The sequence below is a fragment of the Geodermatophilus sp. SYSU D00691 genome, assembly GCF_054050275.1.
Map to the genome: position 1 here is coordinate 35,346 of NZ_JBJGYZ010000006.1, position 19,477 is coordinate 54,822.

The following is a 19,477-nucleotide window of genomic DNA, read 5'->3' on the forward strand; positions in this document are numbered from 1 at the left end:
CGCCGGTCCGCAGGGAGGCACCATGAGCAGCACCGACATCCTCGAGAAGCCCGACGTCCGCGACGCCGACACCGACAAGCCGGACGAGGTGTTCCACTACGTCCGCAAGAACAAGATCGCCGAGAGCGCGGTGATGGGCACGATGGTCCAGGCGCTCTGCGGCGAGGTCTTCCCGGTCACCAAGGCGCCGAAGCCCGGCAGCCCGGTGTGCCCGGCGTGCAAGGAGATCTACGAGTCGCTGCGGCCCGAGTGAGGGTCGGCGGCTGAGTCGCCGAGGCCCAGCTTCCGCGCCTCCGACGCGAGCTTCGCCGCCCGCCGGGCCTGGCGGCGTCGCTCGTGCCGGCGCAGCGGCGCCGGCCAGCGCTGCTGGATCGTGGCGTTGAGCTCGGCGCCGAGCAGGATGCCCATGGCGAAGAAGAAGCAGAACAGCAGCGCCGCGATCGGGGTGGCCAGCGCGCCGTAGGGCAGCGCCGTCACCAGGATGTCGGCGACGTAGGTGCGCAGCACCAGGGCGGCGACGAGCGAGAACGCCACCGCCAGCAGCGCACCGGGCACGTGCCGCCGCCACGGCAGCCGCCGCGGCAGCATGACGTGGTAGAAGCTGGTCAGCACCAGGACGAGGCCCACCACGACCAGCGGCCAGTAGACGGCGTTGATGAGCACGGTCGCGACCGGCCGCCAGGTGCCGGGCAGCAGGTTCACCAGCACCTCGCGGCCGAGCACCAGCAGCGGCAGGGTCAGGACGGCGACGACCAGGCCGACGACGAACAGCCACAGCGCCATCAGCCGCGTGGCGATCGGCCCCCGCACGTCGCGCTGGTCGTAGGCGATGACCGCGGTGTTGATGAACGTGGCGGTGGCCGAGGACCCCGCCCACAGCGAGAGCAGGAACCCGACGCTGACCACGTCGAGCCGGCCGGAACCCAGGATGTCGTTCAGGGTCGGCGCGACCAGCGAGTCGACGACGTCGGGGGTGAGCACCTCCGCCGAGGCGGTGAGCAGCCGGTCCTCGACCTCCTGCACCGACCCGGTGCCGATGAAGGTCCCGAGGTAGCCCAGGCTGCCCAGCAGCCCGATGAGCAGCGGCGGCACCGACAGGATCTGCCAGAACGACGCCTCGGCCGACAGCCCGAGGATCCGGTCCTGCCACGCCTTGGCCACCGTCCGGCCGGCGACCTGCAGCGGCGTGCGCACCCAGGCCGGCCAGCCGGCCGTGCGGCCGGCGCCGGAGAGGTCGGCGCGGGCCGACCCGGACCCCTCGGCGGGGGCCTTCTCCGTCGTCGGTACCGCGGCCGCGGGGCGGGGCTCGGCGTCCTGCTCGTCCCCGGCGCGCGCCGGGGAACCGCTCGGCAGGACCGCGCTCATGGACCCAGTGTGCACGCGCCCACCTGCGGGTGAGCCGCACCGACCGTCGTCCGGCCTGTCGGTTCCCCCGCAGGGACGACGGGTCAGCCGCCCGGTGTCGTGCCCGCCGGGGGAGCGGTGCCCTCGGGCGTGGTGGGTGCCACCGGCACGCAGCGGATGATGTCCTCGGCCGCGTAGTGGGTGTTGAAGTTCTCGCGCCGGATCTCCGCGCCGGTGTTCAGGTCCTGGAACACCCGGGTCACGGTGATGTCGAAGCCGGTCGAGCCGGACTGCGGGGTGCAGTTCCCGTCGTCGGGCTTCTCGATCACGGCGGGCTGCCGGATGTTGCGCCGGTCGCTGCTGATCGACTCGATCTCGTAGTGCCGGGTGCCCCAGAAGGTCACCGTCAGCGAGTTCGGCGTCCACGCCGTCTGCACGTAGATGCCGGTGTCGGTGTCGTTCTTCCAGACCAGGTCGATCTGGCCCTCGTACACCGTCGCCTCGCGGCCGGCCGGGTAGCGGCTGATGTAGAAGCTGTGCGGCTTGTGGTAGACGTCCTCGAGGCCGGCGAAGAAGACCGCGTTGAACATCGTGGTCGCGAACTGGCTGACGCCACCGCCGACCGCCTGGGTGATCTGGCCGCCGCTGATGACGCCGGCCGGCACGTAGCCCTGCGCGGTGCCGCGCGGGCCGGTGTAGGTGTTCAGGCTGAAGGTCTCGCCCGGCCGGACGATCGCGCCGTCCACCTCGGCGGCGACGACGCGGATGTTGGTGCCGCTGGCCTGGCTGGTGAAGTTCGTGGTGAAGGTGCTGACCTGCTCCACGATGCCCAGGGACTGCGCCTGCTCGGTGGTGAAGGACGCCGGCACCGGACCGAGCTGCGCGGTGAGGCTGCGCGGTGCCGGCGCGGCGAGCACCGGCAGCAGCTGCTCGGCCAGCGCGGCCGGCGCGACGCCGGTGCCGTCGACCGACGGGACGACGGTGATCGCGTCGCCCTGGACCTCGAAGGTGGCGTCCTGCGCCGGGGTGCCGAACTGGCCGAGCTCCTCGCCGAGCTCGCTCTGCAGCGCCGCCGGGTCGAGGGAGACCGCGAGGACGCCGTCTCCCTGGGGCGTGAAGCGCAGCGCCGCCGCGATCGCCGTCACCGGGATCTCGACCGAGGTGGCGCCGTCCTCGCTGACCAGCTCGACCGGCGCCGCGAGCGCGGGCGTCACGGTCTCGTCGAGCACCCGCTGGGCCTCGGCGGCGTCCACCACGGGGGCGTCCACCTCGACCGGCAGCTCGATCGGCTCGGCCGGGTCGGCGCCGGAGGCCAGCGCCGACGTGATCGCCTCGGCGGCGCCCTCCCGGTCGATGGCGCGACCCTCGACCGGCTCGACCAGGGACGCGGTGGTGCCGTCGAGGGCGATGGAGGCCTCGACCGGGGCGACGTCGACCTGCCCGGCGATCGCCTCGACCTGCCCGTCGAGGGCGGCCTCGTCGACGTCGAGCACCGGCTCGACCTCGCGGTCGGTGAAGAAGGAGGTCACCCGGGTCCACGGGTTGAGCGGCTGGTCGTCGGCGACGTCGACGGTGGCGTCGACGTCCAGCGCGATGCCCGCGGTGGCCGGCGACAGCGTCGTCGAGAAGTCGTCGGCGACGACGGTGTGGTCGGCGGCCACGCGGGCGCCCAGCTCGTCGGTGAGCGTGCGGGCCGCCTCGGCGGGGGAGAGGCCGTCGATCTCGACGCCCGCCACGACGGTGTTGCGGGGGACGTCACCGGCGGAGAGGAGCACGTCGGCCCCGTAGGCGCCGCCGAGGACCACGACCGCGGCCGCGGGGACCAGCACGGCCTTCCGCCGCCACCACGGGCGCTGCGAGGTGTCGTCGCCGGTGCCGTCCGGGCCGGCGCCCTCGCCGGTGCCGCCGGAGGGCGGCTCCCCGGGGGTGCCGGGGCCGTCGTCGACCGGCAGCTGCGTGGTGTCCTCCGTGGCCGGCGCCGCGGGCGGCTCGGCGTAGCCGGGCAGCTGCTGGGTCGACCGGTCCTCCTCGGCGACGGGCGCGGCCGCGGCGGAGGGTGCCGCCGCGGGGGTCTCCGGGGAGACCTTCATCCACTCCTTCGAGACCGGCCGCGTGTCATCGGCCTGCTCGACGTACGCCGGCGGCGGGACCGCGCCCGGGACGGGCTCGGTCGCCTGCGGCCCGGGCTGACCCGGTCGGCTGGCGACGGCGGACTGGCCGTGACCGGTGGACGGGCCCCCGGCCGGCGGCGGGGTGCCGGCGGGACCGCCCGAGAGGCGCGTGGTCTCGTCGGGTGCGGCGGCCTGCTCGGCGCCGGCGTGCTGCTGCATGGCGGGGTCGTCCTCGGGTCGCCGTCGTTCGGGCGTCCCCGGAAACGACGGAGCCGCCGGCCCCTCGCCCGCACGGAGCGGGACGGAGGACGCGGCGGCATCGTCGGGAGAGAGCTTCATTGCGGCGCCAAGATAGCGCCTCTCTCACGTTGTGATGCGCTGCTCACCGTCAGTCTCGATGATGTCGACCGCGATGTCACGCAACTTGCTCTCGTACTCACGGGCGTGGTGACCGCAGAAGACGAGGTCACTACCGCTGGCGAGCACGACGCGCACCTTGGCCAGGGCGCCACAACGGTCACAGTGGAACGGCACGACCAGGTCGTCGGTGGGCGGGGTCGTCGTCAGCGTCTGGGTCATCTGGGATCACTCGCTCTCTACCGCACGGACCCGCGGCTGCGGATCGGCCTCCTGCACAGCGCCAGGATGGCCCCTCCCATTCCCGCTCCCCGTCCATTCCGACCGGGACTCGCCGGGGGCGGGAACCGGTGGGACGAGAGGGAACGAGCCAGCAGGGGACGTCACTGGTGCGGTGCGTTACTCGGTCGCGCTGGTGGTGCTGTCGGGCTGGGTGGTGCGCACCGGCCGGCGGCCGGTGGGTGGGTCCTCTGCTTGTCTGACGAGGCCCACGGTACGCGGCTTACCCGGGGCCGAGCGGCGTACACCGCCGCCATAGCGCGGACGGGTGAGATCGTGACCGAGTCGAGATCGGGACGGCGCCGGCGCGATGCCGCAGGTGACGGCGGCGCCGCGTCCGACCCGGCCCCGCGACCACCCCCGGCGCACCCGCGCCCGCGTGACCGGGCTCACAGACGACGAGGGCCCCGTCCGCCGGTGGCGGACGGGGCCCTCGTCGTGACGTGCTGGAGCGGCCCCGCGTCAGGGTCCCGTCCGAGCCTGCGAGGAACGGGGGGACGCGGGGTCCTCGGTCAGTCCAGGTAGTCCCGGAGGACCTGCGAGCGGCTCGGGTGGCGCAGCTTCGACATCGTCTTCGACTCGATCTGGCGGATCCGCTCGCGCGTGACGCCGTAGACCTGGCCGATCTCGTCGAGGGTGCGCGGCTGGCCGTCGGTGAGGCCGAACCGCAGCCGGACGACGCCGGCCTCCCGCTCGGAGAGGGTCTGCAGCACGCTGGTCAGCTGGTCCTGCATCAGCGTGAAGCTCACCGCGTCGACCGCGACGACGGCCTCGGAGTCCTCGATGAAGTCGCCGAGCTGGCTGTCGCCCTCGTCACCGATGGTCTGGTCGAGGCTGATCGGCTCCCGGGCGTACTGCTGGATCTCCAGCACCTTGTCCGGGGTGATGTCCATCTCCTTGGCCAGCTCCTCCGGGGTGGGCTCGCGGCCCAGGTCCTGGAGCAGCTCGCGCTGGATGCGGCCGAGCTTGTTGATGACCTCGACCATGTGCACCGGGATGCGGATGGTGCGGGCCTGGTCGGCCATGGCGCGGGTGATCGCCTGCCGGATCCACCAGGTGGCGTACGTGGAGAACTTGTAGCCCTTGGTGTAGTCGAACTTCTCGACGGCGCGGATCAGGCCGAGGTTGCCCTCCTGGATGAGGTCCAGGAACGCCATGCCGCGGCCGGTGTAGCGCTTGGCGAGGGAGACCACCAGGCGGAGGTTGGCCTCGAGCAGGTGGTTCTTGGCCCGCTCGCCGTCCCGGACGATCCAGTTGAGGTCGCGGCGCAGCTGCGGGGAGAGCTTCTGGCCCTCCTCCTCGACCTGGCGCAGCCGCTCGGCGGCGTAGAGGCCGGCCTCGATCCGCTTGGCGAGGTCGACCTCCTCCTCCGCGTTGAGCAGCGCGACCTTGCCGATCTGCTTGAGGTAGGCGCGGACCGAGTCGGCCGACGCGGTGAGCTCGGCGTCCTTGCGGGCCTGCCGCAGCGCCTCGGACTCCTCCTCGTCGTCCCACTCGAAGTCGCTGGACTCGGCCTCCTCCTCGGCGGCCGCGGCGACCTCGCCCTCGGCCGGGCCCTCGGCGACGCCGTCGGTGCCGGCGACGACGGCCTCGTCCAGGGCCAGACCCTCAGCGGGGGGCTCGCCGTCGGCGACGGCGGTCAGCACGGCCCCCTCGGCGGCGGGGGAGGGGGTGATGGCCGGCTTGGCACGCCCGCCCGCGGTCTTCGCGGGAGCCTTCTTCTTGGCGGCGGCCTTCTCCGGGGCGACCGCAGCGGTGGCCCGAGGGGCCCGGATACCGGCGGCGACCGTCCTGGAGCGGGAGGGGGTGCTCCCGGCGGCTGCTTCCGGTGCTGGCTTGTCGGCGGGCACTCAGGGGTTCCTTCCCGTGCTGGGTCGTTCCCCGGGACACCGACTGGTTCCCGGGCAGCGGCCCCGACCGCCGCTCGGCCGCCGGACGGACCCGCGCAGACCGGTACGGCGTTTGACCGGCGGTCGAGCGGGGGATCCCTCCCGGCTGGTGGACGACGGGGTGGGGCTCTCCCATTGTAACGACCGCCAACGGCTATTCCACCGTTCCGGCCGGGGTTCCCTCGCTCCGACGAGGCGGGCGGGCGCGCCTAGCGACCGATGTGCTCGTGCGCGGCGAGCGCCGCGCCGACGATGCCGGCGTCGTTCTGCAGCTCGGCGGCGACCACCTCGGTGCGCGTGGACAGCAGCGGCACCCACTTGTGCGCCTTCTTGCTGACCCCGCCGCCGACGATGATCAGGTCGGGCCACACGCTCGCCTCGAGGACGTCGAGGTACCGGTCGACCCGCTTCGCCCACTCGGGGTAGCTGAGCTCCTCGCGGTCCTTGGCCGCGGCCGAGGCGCGCCGCTCGCCGTCCTCGCCGTCGACCTGGATGTGGCCGAACTCGGTGTTGGGCACCAGGACGCCGTCGACGAACAGGGAGCTGCCGATCCCCGTGCCGAAGGTGAGCATGAGGACGACGCCCTTGCGGTCGCGGCCGGCCCCGTAGCGGATCTCGGCCACCCCGGCCGCGTCGGCGTCGTTGAGCGTCTCCACGTGGTCGCTGGGGATGCGCGCGCGCAGGCCCTCGGCGAGGTTCGTGCCGAGCCAGCTCTTGTCGACGTTGGCCGCGGTGTGCACGACGCCGTGCTTGAGCACGCCGGGGAAGGTGACGCCGATGCGGTGCGTCCAGTCGAACGAGGCGACGATCTGGCCGACGACGTCGTAGACCGGCTCGGGAAGCGACGGCTGCGGGGTCTCGATGCGCACCCGCTGGCCGATCAGCTCGCCCTTGTGCAGGTCGACCGGGCAGCCCTTGATGCCGCTGCCGCCGATGTCCACTCCGAAGCCGTGCGCCACGGGCGTCAGCGTAGTGATCAGCCCGACACCCGGCCTACCGCCGTCCCCCGCTCGGGCAGGATCGCCCCGTGACCTCCCCGCGCCCGGCCGACCACGACCTGCTCGACCTCGCCGTCGCCACCGCCCGGGAGGCGGCGGCCCTGGTCGCCCGCGGCCGCGCGGGCGCCTCGGCGTCGGTGGACGTGAAGTCCAGCCCGGTGGACATGGTCACCGCCGTCGACAAGGCCAGCGAGGAGCTGATCCTCGGCCGGCTGCTGGACGCCCGCCCGGACGACGGGCTGCTGGGGGAGGAGGGCAGCGACCGGGCCGGCACCAGCGGGGTGCGCTGGATCGTCGACCCGATCGACGGGACGACGAACTTCGTCTACGGGCTGCCCGCCTACGCCGTCTCCATCGCCGCGGAGGTCGACGGGCGGGTGCGGGCCGGCGCGGTGCTCAACGCGGCCACCGGCGAGCTGTTCACCGCCACCCTTGGCGGCGGGGCCCACCTGGCGGCGCCGGACGCCGGGCGGGTGCCGCTGCGGGTGGGCGCGCCGGAGTCGCTGGAGCGGACCCTGGTCGCCACCGGCTTCGGCTACCGGGCCGAGCAGCGCCGCCGGCAGGGCGCGGTCGTGGCCGAGCTGCTGCCGCAGGTCCGCGACATCCGCCGGTACGGGTCGGCCGCGCTGGACCTGTGCGCCGTCGCCGCCGGCCGGGTCGACGCCTACTTCGAGCAGCACCTCAACCCGTGGGACTACGCCGCGGGCGCCCTGGTGGCCGCCGAGGCCGGCGCCGTGGTCACCGGCCTGCCGGGCCGGGCGTTCGCCGACCCGCTGGGCATCGCGGTCGCTCCCGCCGTCGCCGACGAGTTCGTCGCCCTGTTGGCCCGCCTCCACGCGGCCTGAGCCGCGCGGGGCTCAGCAGGCGGCCTGGGCGCTGGCGCCGGCCGACAGGGCGGCGGCCACCTGCTCGGGGCTGGCCAGGCCGGCGAAGTCGGGCCCGATGACGACGTCGACCACGGCCGTGGCGCGGGTGTCCTCGTAGGTGGTCGCGCCGCTGAGGTAGACGGTCATGAAGCGGGCGGCGTCGGCGCCGCGCGGGCCGTGCCGGATCTCGCCGGCGCCGGTCACCTCGCGGCCGCTGCTGTCGTTGGAGATCTCGTCGACCACGAACCCGAGGGCCTGCAGCTGCGAGGCCACCGTGCCGGCCAGGCCCTGCTGGTCGGTGGCGTTGAGGACACGCAGGTTGATCGTCGTCGGGTCCATCGACGGCGCCGCCTCCTGGGCGGTCGTGCAGGCCGCCTCCTGCTCCGCCTGGCGGGTCTCCTCAGTGCGCAGCACGTTCCACCACACGCCGAGCGCCGCCAGGGCGAGCACCAGCAGGAAGATCAGCGGCGGGATGGGACGCCGTCCGCTCCGGGCCCGCACCGGTGGCCGGTCGGTCCGCTCACCCACGCTCGTCACGTGCCCTCCTCGCTGGAATCCGGCGGGAGTCTAGGACGACACGCGGGCCCTAGATGGCACCTCGGTCCAGTGCGGCGCGTCCTAGCTCGACGCAGGGATCGATGCGCTCCGCGTAGCCGGACGTGTCCTTGCCCGCCATCGCCCCGGCGGCCGAGCGGGCGACGATGCCGGCCACGATCGCGGCGAACTTGAAGTAGGCGAACCCGACGTACCAGTGGAGGTCGGTCAGGTCGAGGCCGGTGCGCTCGGCGTAGCGCTGCGCGACCTCGACCCGGGTGGGGAAGCCGGGCAGCGCGGTGACCGCCGCCTGGGTCGCCGGCAGGTTCTCCCCGGCCTGCGGCCAGTAGACGAGCAGCATCGCGAGGTCGGCCAGCGGGTCGCCGAGCGTCGACATCTCCCAGTCCAGGACGGCGCGGATGCCGCCCGGGCGCTCGGGGTCGAGCAGGCAGTTGTCGAGCCGGTAGTCGCCGTGGACGACCGCGTGCCGCTGGGTGCCGGGCACGGTCTCGGCCAGCTTCGCGGCGAGGGCGTCGAGACCGGGCCGGTCGCGGTCGCGGGTGGCGTCCCACTGCTTGGTCCAGCGGCGCACCTGCCGGCCCATGAAGCCCTCGGGCCGGCCGAACTCGGCCAGCCCGGCCTCGACGTAGTCGACGGTGTGCAGGTCGGCGAGGACGTCGACGAGCCCCTCGCCGATGGCCCGCCGCTGATCGGGCTCGTCGGCGTAGCCGGGCGGGATCTCGTTCACCACGTGCACGCCCGCGACCCGCTCCATCACGTAGAAGGGGGCGCCGAGGACGGCGGTGTCCTGGCAGAGGTGCAGCGTCCGCGGGACGGGGACCGCGGTCGGGCCGAGCGCGGTGATGACCGTGTACTCCCGCCCCATGTCGTGCGCCGTGGCCAGCACCGCGCCGGTCGGGGGCCGCCGCAGGATCACCGCGTCGTCGGGCGAACCGCCCTCGGGCGTGACCGTGTACGTGAGGTTCGACATGCCCGCCGCGATGAGGTCGACGGACACCGAGCGCCACTTCTCGTCCCCGAGCACGGAGGCCAGGTACGGCCCGACGACGGCTGGATCAGCACCCACGGGAGTCGACACGGCGGCAGGGTAACCTCTGGCGCTCCGCGCCCCGCCAGGCCCTTTCCGGACCGAGGTGTGGGCGCACCCGCGCCGGGCACAAACGGGGGCCTCCTGGCGTTGGGGGGCTGCCGGTTCCGCAACCGGAGGCGCCCCGGCGGCCGAAGGGAACGACGCGGAGCCGGAGCTCGACCCCGTCGGGGCCCCGTTCGCGGGGTCCCGGCACCAGACCTCCGGTCGCCCACAGGCGGCCGGACCGGACGGCGGCGCACCTCGCCGCCGTCAGACGCACTGCGGGCACGACGCCCGCGAGCAACCCCGGAGGAGGGGCACACCCCATGGCCACCGACTACGACGCCCCACGGCGCAGCGAGGCCGACGAGCTCGGCGAGGACTCGCTCGAGGAGCTCAAGGCCCGGCGCGCCGAGGCGCAGTCCGCATCGGTCGACGTCGACGAGACCGACTTCAACGAGAACCTCGAGCTCCCCGGCGCGGACCTGTCGAACGAGGAGCTCACCGTCCGCGTGCTGCCCAAGCAGGAGGACGAATTCACCTGCTCCCGCTGCTTCCTCGTGCAGCACCGCAGCCGCCTCGCCGCCACCAAGGGCGACCAGATGTACTGCCGGGACTGCGCGGCCTGAGCGGACGGCAGCCATGACCGAGCACGGTCCACGCACCGGCGCGGCGAGGGACGTCCCCCCGCCGCGCCCGGTGCGCGCGGCGGTCCCGCCGCCCGAGCCCGAGGACGGCGGCCCGCTGGGCCGCGCCGCACGGGCGGTGGCCGACGCGGTCGGCGGCCTGCTCGGCACCGCGGCACCCGACGCCCCGGCGTCCGGCTCCGGCCCCTCGGCGGCGGCCGGGCTGCGCGACGTCCTCGGCGCCCTGGCGGGAGCCGCCGGCGCCTGGCGGGACCGGACGGCGAGCGCCGCACCGCCGCCGGACGACCGCGAGAACGGCCAGCGGTCGCCCGGGGCCTTCCTGGGCGACCTGCTGGCCGCCGCGGCGCCCCGGCTGCCGATCCGCGACGGGGCGCGGCTGCGCGCCGCCTACCCCGGCCTGACCGACGACGAGATCGGCGAGGCGCTCGTCGCCCGCTACGGCCGGATCACCGCCGCCGTCGGCGCGGCCACCGGCGGCCTGACCGCCGCCCAGTGGCTCGCCCCCGCCTCGATGCTCGCCCTGCCGCTCGAGCTGGGCGCGGAGACCGTGCTGGTCGCCGCCGTCGAGGTCGTGCTGCTCGGCGAGCTCCACGAACTGCACGGCCGCCGCGCCCCCGGCGACGCCCGGGCGCGGGCGGCCGCCTACCTCGGCAGCTGGTCCGCGCAGCGCGCCGTCGACGGCACGGGCCGCACCGGCCTGGTCTCGACCCTCACCACCGCCGGGCTGCGGTCGCTGAGCCGCCGCATGGGCCGCCGGCTGACCCGCGGTCTGCCCGTCGCCGCCCCCTTCCTGGTGGGTGCGGCGATCGCCGGCCGCAGCAACCGCCGGGCCACGGAGACCCTGGCCCGCCGGGTCGTCGCAGACCTGCGCCGCGCCCGGTGACCTGAGGCGACGGCCCCGGACCAGAGGCTCGCGCCGAGCCTGCGAGGCGGGAGGAGGACCGGGGTCCTTATAGGGTCGCGGGGTGGCCGACCCAGCACGCGAGGTGGACGTCCCGCTCCGGCTCACCTCCCCGGCCGCGACGGCACCGGCCTACGCGCTGCCCGGCGACGCGGGCGCCGACCTCTGCGCCGCCGAGGACGTCGAGCTGGCGCCGCTGCAGCGGGCGCTCGTCGGCACCGGCGTGGCCGTGGCCATCCCCGAGGGGTACGCCGGCTTCGTGCACCCGCGCTCGGGCCTGGCCCACCGCCTCGGGCTCAGCCTGGTCAACGCGCCGGGCACGATCGACGCGGGGTACCGCGGCGAGATCAAGGTGAACCTCATCAACCTCGACCCGACGACGCCGCTGACGCTGCGCCGCGGTGACCGCGTCGCCCAGCTGGTGGTGCAACCCGTGGTGCGCGCACGGTTCGTCCCCGTGGAGGAGCTGCCCGGCAGCTCCCGCGGGGCGGGCGGGCACGGATCGACCGGCGGGCACGACGGGCTCGCCGCAGGAGAGGACTGACCATGCCGTTCGGACGACGGCGCAACCGGATCGACCGCAGCCTCCGCGAGCGCGGCGTCCCCCCGGAGCCGCAGCACCGCGAGCGCGAGCGCGCCGAGACCAGCGGGCCCTACGACGAGGCCGACGCCCCCGACGACGGGGTGAACCGCGTCGACCTCGGCTCGCTGCGGCTGCCCGCCATCGCGGGCATGGAGCTGCGGGTCGACGTCAACCAGCAGCAGAAGGTCATCGGCGCCACCCTGCGGTCGGGGGAGTCGACCCTGTCGGTGTCGGCCTTCGCCGCGCCGCGGGCGGCCGGCATCTGGGACGCCGTCCGCGAGGACCTCGCCAAGGGCGCGTCCGGCCAGGGCGCCTCCCTCAAGGAGGTCGACGGGCCGTTCGGCCCGGAGCTGGCCGGCAGCGTGCTCGTCCAGCAGCCGCCGCAGCAGGGGCAGACCACGGCGCCCAAGCCGGTCCGCCGGCCGGCCCGGTTCATCGGCGTCGACGGCCCGCGCTGGTTCCTGCGCGGCATGATCGCCGGCCCGGCCGGGGAGGACCCCGCCGCGGCCGGCCCGCTGGAGGAGGCGTTCCGGCAGATCGTCGTCGTCCGCGGGACCGACCCGATGCCGGTGCGCGAGCAGCTGCCCATGACCCTGCCGCCGCAGGCCGCCGCGCAGGTCGCGGCCCAGCAGGCCGCGCAGCAGGCCGTGCAGGCCGCTCGCAAGGCCACCGCCCGGCACGCCGCGCCCGACGCCTGACGTGCCGACCCGGACGGTCGCCTACGGGCCGGGACCCGACCAGTTCCTCGAGCTGACCCTCCCCGGCGGTGACGGGCCGGCGCCGGTCGCCGTCGTCCTGCACGGCGGGTTCTGGCGGGCCGCGTACGGCGTCGAACTGGCCCGGCCGCTGGCCGCCGACCTCGCCGCCGCGGGCTGGGCCGCCGTCGCGGTCGAGTACCGCCGCGTCGGTGGCGGGGGTGGCTGGCCGGCGACCCTGACCGACGTCGCCGCCGCGCTCGACGCGCTGCCCGACCTGGCCCCCGACCGGCTCGACCTCGGCGAGCTCGCCGTCGTCGGGCACTCCGCCGGCGGCCACCTCGCGGCCTGGGCCGCCGGCCGGGCGCACCTGCACCCGGGCGCCGCGGGCGCGGGGCCGCGGGTGCGGGTCACCGCCGCGGTGCTGCAGGCCGGCGTGCTCGACCTCGCCCTGGCCGACGAGCAGGGGCTCGGCTCGGGCGCGGCCCGCGACCTGTTGGGCGCGGCCCCGGCGGAGGCGCCCGAGCGGTGGGCGGAGGCCGACCCGGCGCGGCTGCTGCCGACCGGCGCGGCGGTGCTCTGCGTGCACGGTCTCGACGACGACGTCGTCCCGGTGAGCCAGAGCGAGACCTACGCCAGCGCCGCGGCCGCCGTGGGCGACGTGGTGGAGGTCCGCGTGCTGCCCGGCGACCACATGGCGCTGATCGACCCGGCCGGGCCGGGCTGGCGGATCGCCCGCGACTGGCTCGAGGCGCGCCGTACGGGGCGCCTCGAGCGGATTACGCTGGAGCGGTGACTGAGGCGAAGTCGCGCGGCTGGTTCTCGAGGACCCTCGAGCGCCTGACCGCCGACGACCACCAGATCGACGCCGAGGCGCTCCGCGCCGAGGCGGCGAAGGTCGGCTGCGAGCCGGTGAGCATGTGCCGCAAGGGCGCGGTCGTCACCGTGACCGGGCGGCTGAAGTCGGTGGTCTACACCCCGCGCGAGACGGTGCCCACGCTCGAGGCGGAGCTGTTCGACGGCTCCGGCTCGGTGACGCTCGTCTGGCTGGGCCGGCGGCGCATCCCGGGCATCGAGCCGGGCCGGACGATCACCGCCCGCGGCCGGTTCGCCGCCTTCGACGGGAAGCGGGTCATCTACAACCCGTGGTACGAGCTGGGTGCCGGCTGACCACCCGCCGCCGGGTACCGGGGCCGGGGGAGGACCGGGGGCAGCGACAGGGCGGGAGGCGTCGGTGAGCGCACCGGACGGGCCACGCGACGAGCACCGCGACGAGCCGGCGGGCGCCGACCGCACGCCGTCCTCGCCGCTGGCCTTCGACCGCCACCTGGTGCTCGAGCAGCTCGGTGGCTGGCGCGGCATGGTCGACGCGACCCTGCCGACCGTCGCGTTCATCGTCGCCAACAGCCTCGGCGGCCTGCGGATCGGCATCTGGACCGCGCTCGGCGCGGCCGTCCTCGTCTTCCTCCTGCGGCTGGTCCGCCGGGAGAGCCTCCAGCAGGGCATCAGCGGGCTGATCGGGGTCGCCGTCGCGGTGGCGATCGCGGCCGCCTCGGGCCAGGCCCGCGACTTCTTCGTGCTGGGGATCGTGCGCAACGCCGGGATCGGCGTCGTCCTGATCGGCTCGATCCTGGTGCGCCGGCCCCTGGTCGGCTACATCGCCGAGTTCCTCGCCCCCAGCCACCTCGGCGCGATGGCCTCGCACCGGCTGCCGGGGCTGCGCAACCGGATCGACCGGGTGAGCGCCACCCTGCACCACCGCCCGCCGCGGGACCCCGAGACCGGGGAGCGGCCGAAGGACCCCGAGCCCGAGCAGCACTGGCGCGAGGACCCGCGCATGCTGCGGGCCTACTCCTGGCTGACCGCGCTGTGGGGCGGCACGTTCCTGCTGCGGGTCGCCGTCCAGGGGCTGCTCTACCAGCGCAACGACGTCGAGCTGCTCGGGACGGCGTCGCTGGTCCTGGGCATCCCGGTCACCGCGGCCGAGCTGCTGGTCACGCTGTGGGTGGTGTCCCGGCTGCACCGGCACCGCTACCAGGAGCCGGGCGGCCGCCCGGCGGAGGACGAGCCCGCCGCCGACCAGCCGCCGGCCCGGCGCCGCGAGGGCGAGGCCCCGGCGGCCTAGAGGGCGCCGGCCGCGCCTTCGGGGGCGAGCACCGCCTGCAGCTGCTCCTCCACCTCGGCGTGCGCGACGAACAGCAGCTCGTCGCCGGCCTCCAGCGGCTCGTCGGGCGTGGGGTTGATGACCCGCTCACCGCGCAGGATCGCGGTGAGCACCGTCTCCCGGGGGAGCGGCACCTCGCGCAGCGGCTTGCCCACCCACGGGGTGTCCTCGGCGAGGGTGATCTCGACCAGGTTGGCCGCGCCCTTGCGGAAGCTCATGAGCCGGACCACGTCGCCGACGGTCACCGCCTCCTCGACCAGGGCGGCGAGCACCCGCGGGGTGGAGACGGCGACGTCGACGCCCCACGACTCGGTGTAGAGCCACTCGTTGCGCGGGTCCTTGACCCGGGCGACGACGCGGTTGACCGCGAACTCGGTCTTGGCCAGCAGCGACACGACCAGGTTGGCCTTGTCGTCGCCGGTGGCGGCCACGACGACGTCGCAGGTCGCCAGCTGCGCCTCCTCCAGCGAGCTGACCTCGCAGGCGTCGGCCTGGACCCACTCGGCGCCGGGCACCGCGCGGGTGCGCACCTTGCGGCCGTCCTTCTCGATCAGCATCACGGTGTGCCCGTTGGCCAGCAGCTCGCCGGCGATGGACCGGCCGACGGCGCCGGCGCCCACGATCGCGACCCTCATCGCTCCCGGCCCCCCTCTGCGCCGTGCTCGACCACCGCGTGCACCCGCGGGGCGATCGCGTCGGTGACGGCGACGACGAGGTGGTCGCCGTCCTGCAGGACGGTGGACGACGTCGGCAGCTGGGCGTCGCCGAAGCGCACGATCCAGGCCGCGCGGGCTCCCGAGGCCGCCTCGAACTCGACGAGCTTGCGGCCCACCCAGGACTCGGTGACGGTGACCCGCTCGAGCAGCACCTGGCCGGTGGGCTCGCGCCACATCTCGCTGACCTTGACCGACAGCAGCTCGCGCAGCAGCCGGCTGGCCGTCCACGGCACGGTGGCCACGCTCGGGATGCCCATGCGCTCGTAGATCTCGGCCCGCTTCTCGTCGTAGATGCGCGCGACGACGTGCTGGACGCCGAAGGTCTCGCGTGCCACGCGGGCGCTGATGATGTTCGAGTTGTCGCCGCTGCTCACCGCGGCGAAGGCGCCGGCGGAGTCGATGCCGGCGTCGAGCAGCGTCTGCCGGTCGAAGCCGAGCCCGGTGACCTGGCGCCCGGCGAAGTCGGGGCCCAGCCGGCGGAACGCCTCCGGGTCCTGGTCGATCACCGCGACGCTGTGCCCGATCTCCTCCAGTCGTCGGGCGATCGCGGAGCCGACACGCCCGCAGCCCATCACGACCACGTGCACGTGGAACTCCTTGTCGACGCGAGAGAGCCGGGACGGCGCGAAGCTACACCCGCCAGGTGACCGGCAGCGGCCGCGCCGACGGCGATCTCCCCCTCCCGGGCGGGTCGCGGCGCCGGGGTGGCGGCACGGGGTGCCACACGCTCGTACGATCGCCGCCGTGCCATCGCTGTCCGACCTCGGACAACTCCCGAAACGCCTCGTCCTCGGCCGCCCCGTCCGCAGCGACCGGGTCGGGGAGTCGCTGCTGCCCAAGCGCCTCGCGCTGCCGATCTTCGCCAGCGACCCGCTCTCCTCCGTGGCCTACGCCACCCAGGAGATCCTGATCGTGCTGACCCTGGCCGGCACGGCGTTCCTCTACCTCGCCCCGTGGCTGGCCATCGCCGTGGTGCTGCTGCTGGTCACGGTCGTGCTGTCGTACCGCCAGGTGGTCCGCGCCTACCCCTCGGGCGGCGGCGACTACGAGGTCGCGATGAAGAACCACGGGCAGTTCGCCGGCCTGGTGGTGGCCAGCGCGCTGCTCACCGACTACGTGCTCACCGTGGCCGTGTCGGTCTCGGCCGGCACCGACAACATCATCTCGGCCTTCCCCTCGTGGAACGAGCACCGCGTGCTCATCGCCGTCGGGCTGGTGGCGCTCCTGGCGGCGCTGAACCTGCGCGGCGTGCGGGAGTCGGGCCGGGCGTTCGCCCTCCCGACCTACCTGTTCATCGGCGGCATCATGGTGATGCTCGCCACAGGGCTGTTCCGGGACTTCTTCACCGACGACCCGGTGGTGGCCGAGAGCGCCGGCTACACGATCACGCCCGAGCCCGGCTTCTCGCAGATGACCGGGCTGGCGCTGCTGTTCTTCGCGCTGCGTGCGTTCGCCTCCGGCTGCACCGCGCTCACCGGCGTCGAGGCGATCGCCAACGGCGTCCCGGCGTTCAAGCCCCCGAAGAGCCGCAACGCGGCCACCACGCTGGCGATCATGGGCGGTCTGGCCGCCACCATGTTCGCCGGGGTGACCGCGATGGCCCTCCTCGGCGACGTGAAGTACACCGAGTTCACCTGCGACCTCGAGGGCTTCGCGGGCAACTGCGAGACCGATCCGCAGCGCACCGTGATCGCGCAGCTCGCCGCGGCCACCTTCGGCGGCGACACCTCGGTCGGCTTCTTCTACATCCAGGCGGCGACGGCGCTGATCCTCATCCTCGCCGCGAACACCGCCTTCAACGGCTTCCCGCTGCTGGGCTCGGTGCTCGCGCAGGACCGGTTCCTGCCGCGCCAGCTGCACACCCGCGGCGACAAGCTCGTCTTCAGCAACGGCATCCTGCTGCTGGCCGGCTTCGCCGCGCTGCTGATCGTCGCCTTCGGCGCCGACGTCACCCGGCTGATCCAGCTCTACATCATCGGGGTGTTCACCAGCTTCACGATCGGCCAGTGGGGCATGGTGCGGCACTGGAACCGGGAGATCCGGCTCTCCGAGGACGCCGCGGCCCGGGCGCGCATGCGCCGCTCGCAGGTGATCAACTTCATCGGCGGCACGCTCACCACCGTCGTCCTGCTGATCATCGTGGTCACCAAGTTCACCCGTGGCGCCTACCTCGTGCTGCTGGCCATGCCGGTCCTGTTCGTCCTGATGAAGGCGATCAACCGGCACTACTCGAACGTCGCCGCGCAGCTGGTCCCCGACTCCGACGCGCGGCTGCTGCCCAGCAAGGTGCACGCGATCGTGCTCGTCTCCAAGGTGCACAAGCCGACGCTGCGGGCGCTCGCCTTCGCCCGCGCCACCCGCCCGGACGCGCTCACGGCCCTGACGGTCAACGTCGACGACGCCGAGACCCGGGCGCTGCAGGCGGAGTGGGAGCGTTACGACATCCCGGTGCCGCTGACGGTGCTGGAGTCGCCGTACCGCGAGATCACCCGGCCGGTGCTCGACTACGTCAAGGCCATCCGCCGCGACAGCCCGCGCGAGCTGGTCGTCGTCTTCGTGCCGCAGTACGTCGTCGGGCACTGGTGGGAGAACGTCCTCCACAACCAGAGCGCGCTGCGGCTGCGGGCGCGGCTGCAGTTCACCCCCGGCGTCATGATCACCACGGTGCCGTGGCAGCTGGAGAGCTCGATCGGCCACGAGGACAACGGGCACCGCGGCGAGAAGCCCATGCCCGGCGACCTGCGGCGCGGGATCACGGACGACGAGGTCCAGGCCACGCCTTATGGCTGAGCGACGCCGCCGCCCGGCGCCCGACCACGGGGCCGGGTGGGCCGGCCGCGAGCTCGAGCTGACCGTCGGGCCGGTCGCCCACGGCGGGCACTGCGTCGCCCGGCACGAGGGCCGCGTGGTGTTCGTGCGGCACGCCCTGCCGGGGGAGCGGGTGGTCGCCCGCGTCACCGAGGACCGGCACCCCGGCTACTGCCGCGCCGACGCCGTCACCGTGCTGGAGGCCCACCCCGAGCGGGTGGAGCGGCCGTGCCCGTACAGCGGCCCCGGGCGGTGCGGCGGCTGCGACTGGCAGCACGTCGCCCCGGCCGAGCAGCGGCGGCTCAAGGCCGCCGTCGTCCGCGAGCAGCTGGCCCGGCTGGCCTCCCTCGAGGACGTCGACGTGGTGGTCGAGGAGCTCCCCGGCGGGCCGCTGCGCTGGCGGTCGCGGGCGCGGTTCGCCGTCGACCGCACCGGCGCCCCCGGGCTGCGGCGGCACCGCTCGCACGACGTCGTCTGCCTCGACGACTGCCCGATCACCGCCGAGCCGGCCGCGCGCGCCGTGCTGGACCGCCGGTGGCCCGGCGCCGGTGCGGTCGACGTCTCGGTCGACGCCGCGGGCGTCGTCACGACGACCCGGCTGGACCGCCGCGGCAAGCCGCAGACGACGCGCGTCCTGCGGCCCGGCTCGGACGTGCCGGAGGAGCCGGCCGGCCGGGCGGGGCGGACGGCGGCCGGCCGGAACTGGGAGGTCGAGGGCACCGGCTTCTGGCAGGTGCACCCGGCCGCCGCCGACGCGCTGGTCGCCGCGGTGACCGCGTTCGCCGACGTCGGCCCGGGGGAGACGGTGCTCGACCTCTACGCCGGCGCCGGGCTGTTCGGCGGCGCCCTCGCGCCGCTGGTCGGGCCGACGGGCCGGGTGGTGTGCGTGGAGGCCGACGCCGCCGCGTGCGCCGCGGCCGACGCCAACCTCGCCGACCTGCCGCAGGCCGAGGTCTGGCAGGGCGAGGTGGACGCCGAGGGGCTGACCGGGCTGCTGGCGGAGCTCGGCAGCGCGCCGGACGTCGTCGTCCTCGACCCGCCGCGGGCCGGCGCCGGCGCGGCGGTGAGCCGGCTGCTGGCCGGCACCGGCGCGCGGGCCGTGGTCTACGTCGCCTGCGACCCCGCCGCGCTCGCCCGCGACGTCGCGGCGTTCGCCGGGGCGGGCTACCGGCTCGCCGGGATCCGCGGGTTCGACGCCTTCCCCATGACCGCGCACGTGGAGTGCGTGGCGGTGCTGGTCCCGGCGGCGGCTACCGTGCTCGGGTGACCTCCTGGGAGTACGCCTCGGTCATCACCGCCAACGACGCCGAGAGCCAGAAGGCCGGGGTGAGCGTCAAGCTCCCCGGCGGGCCGATGGAGCGGCAGGAGGGCGACATCAGCTCGGTGCTCAACCGGCTCGGCGGCGAGGGCTGGGAGCTGGTGAGCTACCACTCCAGCGGCGCCGGCACGTGGGGCTTCGAGCAGTTCTGGCTGAAGCGGCCGAAGGACTGAGCTC

Annotated in this window: 21 protein-coding genes; 12 read left to right on the top strand and 9 right to left on the bottom strand. The window is 74.9% G+C overall.

The genetic code is table 11. From position 1 onward, the window contains the following. The first annotated feature begins 22 nt into the window (after positions 1–22). Positions 23–253 carry a DUF3039 domain-containing protein gene (locus tag ACI797_RS05990; protein WP_456541822.1) on the top strand — a complete coding sequence of 77 codons (231 nt, stop codon included), beginning with the start codon at positions 23–25 and terminating at the stop codon, positions 251–253. Here the strand turns inward: ACI797_RS05990 and ACI797_RS05995 are convergent. The 5 genes from ACI797_RS05995 to ppgK all read right to left on the bottom strand — a co-directional run bounded on the left by ACI797_RS05995 (position 229) and on the right by ppgK (position 6,939). Then, on the bottom strand, positions 229–1,365 hold the full coding sequence (locus ACI797_RS05995) for a YihY/virulence factor BrkB family protein (RefSeq protein WP_456857607.1): 1,137 nt from the start codon (positions 1,363–1,365) through the stop codon (positions 229–231). The two genes, ACI797_RS05990 and ACI797_RS05995, sit on opposite strands and share 25 nt — an antisense overlap. Positions 1,366–1,448: 83 nt before the next feature. Next, positions 1,449–3,674, bottom strand: coding sequence for a VanW family protein (locus ACI797_RS06000; protein ID WP_456857609.1), 2,226 nt, complete (start codon positions 3,672–3,674; stop codon positions 1,449–1,451). A gap of 144 nt (positions 3,675–3,818) precedes the next feature. Continuing rightward, positions 3,819–4,034, bottom strand: coding sequence for a DUF7455 domain-containing protein (locus ACI797_RS06005; RefSeq protein WP_448627903.1), 216 nt, complete (start codon positions 4,032–4,034; stop codon positions 3,819–3,821). 569 nt (positions 4,035–4,603) lie between these two features. Beyond that, entirely contained in the window at positions 4,604–5,941 is a 1,338-nt protein-coding gene (locus ACI797_RS06010; RefSeq protein WP_456857611.1) for an RNA polymerase sigma factor, read from the bottom strand. 248 nt (positions 5,942–6,189) lie between these two features. Then, the gene (gene ppgK / locus ACI797_RS06015; RefSeq protein WP_456857612.1) at positions 6,190–6,939 is read right to left on the bottom strand and encodes a polyphosphate--glucose phosphotransferase; all 750 of its coding nucleotides are present in this window, start codon (positions 6,937–6,939) and stop codon (positions 6,190–6,192) included. A gap of 68 nt (positions 6,940–7,007) precedes the next feature. On the opposite strand from ppgK, the gene ACI797_RS06020 reads away from it, so the two are divergent. Continuing rightward, positions 7,008–7,823 (top strand): inositol monophosphatase family protein, encoded by an 816-nt coding sequence (locus ACI797_RS06020; protein ID WP_456857614.1) that lies wholly within the window; start codon positions 7,008–7,010, stop codon positions 7,821–7,823. Positions 7,824–7,835: 12 nt separating this feature from the next. On the opposite strand, the gene ACI797_RS06025 is transcribed toward ACI797_RS06020, so the two are convergent. Both ACI797_RS06025 and ACI797_RS06030 read right to left on the bottom strand, forming a co-directional pair. Beyond that, a complete protein-coding gene (locus ACI797_RS06025) occupies positions 7,836–8,381 on the bottom strand; it encodes a LytR C-terminal domain-containing protein (RefSeq protein ID WP_456857616.1) in 546 nt (181 codons plus the stop codon). Positions 8,382–8,430: 49 nt separating this feature from the next. Further along, on the bottom strand, positions 8,431–9,477 hold the full coding sequence (locus ACI797_RS06030) for a phosphotransferase family protein (protein WP_456857617.1): 1,047 nt from the start codon (positions 9,475–9,477) through the stop codon (positions 8,431–8,433). Positions 9,478–9,794: 317 nt separating this feature from the next. Here ACI797_RS06030 and ACI797_RS06035 point away from each other — a divergent pair, with 317 nt between their 5' ends. The 7 genes from ACI797_RS06035 (at position 9,795) to ACI797_RS06065 (ending at position 14,419) form a co-directional block, all read left to right on the top strand. Further along, positions 9,795–10,097 (top strand): DUF4193 domain-containing protein, encoded by a 303-nt coding sequence (locus tag ACI797_RS06035; protein WP_456541814.1) that lies wholly within the window; start codon positions 9,795–9,797, stop codon positions 10,095–10,097. A gap of 13 nt (positions 10,098–10,110) precedes the next feature. Beyond that, positions 10,111–10,998 (top strand): hypothetical protein, encoded by an 888-nt coding sequence (locus tag ACI797_RS06040; RefSeq protein WP_456857618.1) that lies wholly within the window; start codon positions 10,111–10,113, stop codon positions 10,996–10,998. Positions 10,999–11,080: 82 nt separating this feature from the next. Beyond that, positions 11,081–11,560 (top strand): dUTP diphosphatase, encoded by a 480-nt coding sequence (gene dut / locus ACI797_RS06045; RefSeq protein ID WP_456541812.1) that lies wholly within the window; start codon positions 11,081–11,083, stop codon positions 11,558–11,560. A 2-nt stretch (positions 11,561–11,562) separates the two neighbouring features. Then, the gene (locus ACI797_RS06050) at positions 11,563–12,297 is read left to right on the top strand and encodes a DUF3710 domain-containing protein (RefSeq protein WP_456857619.1); all 735 of its coding nucleotides are present in this window, start codon (positions 11,563–11,565) and stop codon (positions 12,295–12,297) included. A gap of 1 nt (position 12,298) precedes the next feature. Further along, a complete protein-coding gene (locus tag ACI797_RS06055) occupies positions 12,299–13,090 on the top strand; it encodes an alpha/beta hydrolase family protein (protein WP_456857620.1) in 792 nt (263 codons plus the stop codon). Next, the gene (locus ACI797_RS06060) at positions 13,087–13,464 is read left to right on the top strand and encodes an OB-fold nucleic acid binding domain-containing protein (protein ID WP_456541809.1); all 378 of its coding nucleotides are present in this window, start codon (positions 13,087–13,089) and stop codon (positions 13,462–13,464) included. Before ACI797_RS06055 ends, ACI797_RS06060 begins: the two co-directional genes overlap by 4 nt. Before the next feature lie 64 nt (positions 13,465–13,528). After that, complete coding sequence (locus tag ACI797_RS06065; protein ID WP_456857621.1) at positions 13,529–14,419, top strand: DUF3159 domain-containing protein; 891 nt, start codon at positions 13,529–13,531, stop codon at positions 14,417–14,419. Here ACI797_RS06065 and ACI797_RS06070 read toward each other — a convergent pair. Together ACI797_RS06070 and ACI797_RS06075 are read right to left on the bottom strand one after the other, a co-directional pair. Next, a complete protein-coding gene (locus ACI797_RS06070) occupies positions 14,416–15,093 on the bottom strand; it encodes a potassium channel family protein (RefSeq protein ID WP_456541807.1) in 678 nt (225 codons plus the stop codon). The genes ACI797_RS06065 and ACI797_RS06070 overlap by 4 nt on opposite strands. Then, positions 15,090–15,761 carry a potassium channel family protein gene (locus tag ACI797_RS06075; RefSeq protein WP_456541806.1) on the bottom strand — a complete coding sequence of 224 codons (672 nt, stop codon included), beginning with the start codon at positions 15,759–15,761 and terminating at the stop codon, positions 15,090–15,092. The genes ACI797_RS06070 and ACI797_RS06075 overlap by 4 nt, the downstream gene beginning before the upstream one ends. Before the next feature lie 157 nt (positions 15,762–15,918). Here ACI797_RS06075 and ACI797_RS06080 point away from each other — a divergent pair, with 157 nt between their 5' ends. Genes ACI797_RS06080 through ACI797_RS06090 form a run of 3 tightly spaced genes read left to right on the top strand, consistent with a single transcriptional unit; the run spans position 15,919 to position 19,473 of the window. Beyond that, complete coding sequence (locus ACI797_RS06080) at positions 15,919–17,964, top strand: APC family permease (RefSeq protein WP_456857622.1); 2,046 nt, start codon at positions 15,919–15,921, stop codon at positions 17,962–17,964. After that, the gene (locus ACI797_RS06085; protein WP_456857624.1) at positions 17,957–19,249 is read left to right on the top strand and encodes a class I SAM-dependent RNA methyltransferase; all 1,293 of its coding nucleotides are present in this window, start codon (positions 17,957–17,959) and stop codon (positions 19,247–19,249) included. The genes ACI797_RS06080 and ACI797_RS06085 overlap by 8 nt, the downstream gene beginning before the upstream one ends. Beyond that, positions 19,246–19,473 carry a DUF4177 domain-containing protein gene (locus ACI797_RS06090; protein WP_456857625.1) on the top strand — a complete coding sequence of 76 codons (228 nt, stop codon included), beginning with the start codon at positions 19,246–19,248 and terminating at the stop codon, positions 19,471–19,473. The genes ACI797_RS06085 and ACI797_RS06090 overlap by 4 nt, the downstream gene beginning before the upstream one ends. The last annotated feature ends 4 nt before the right edge of the window (positions 19,474–19,477 follow it).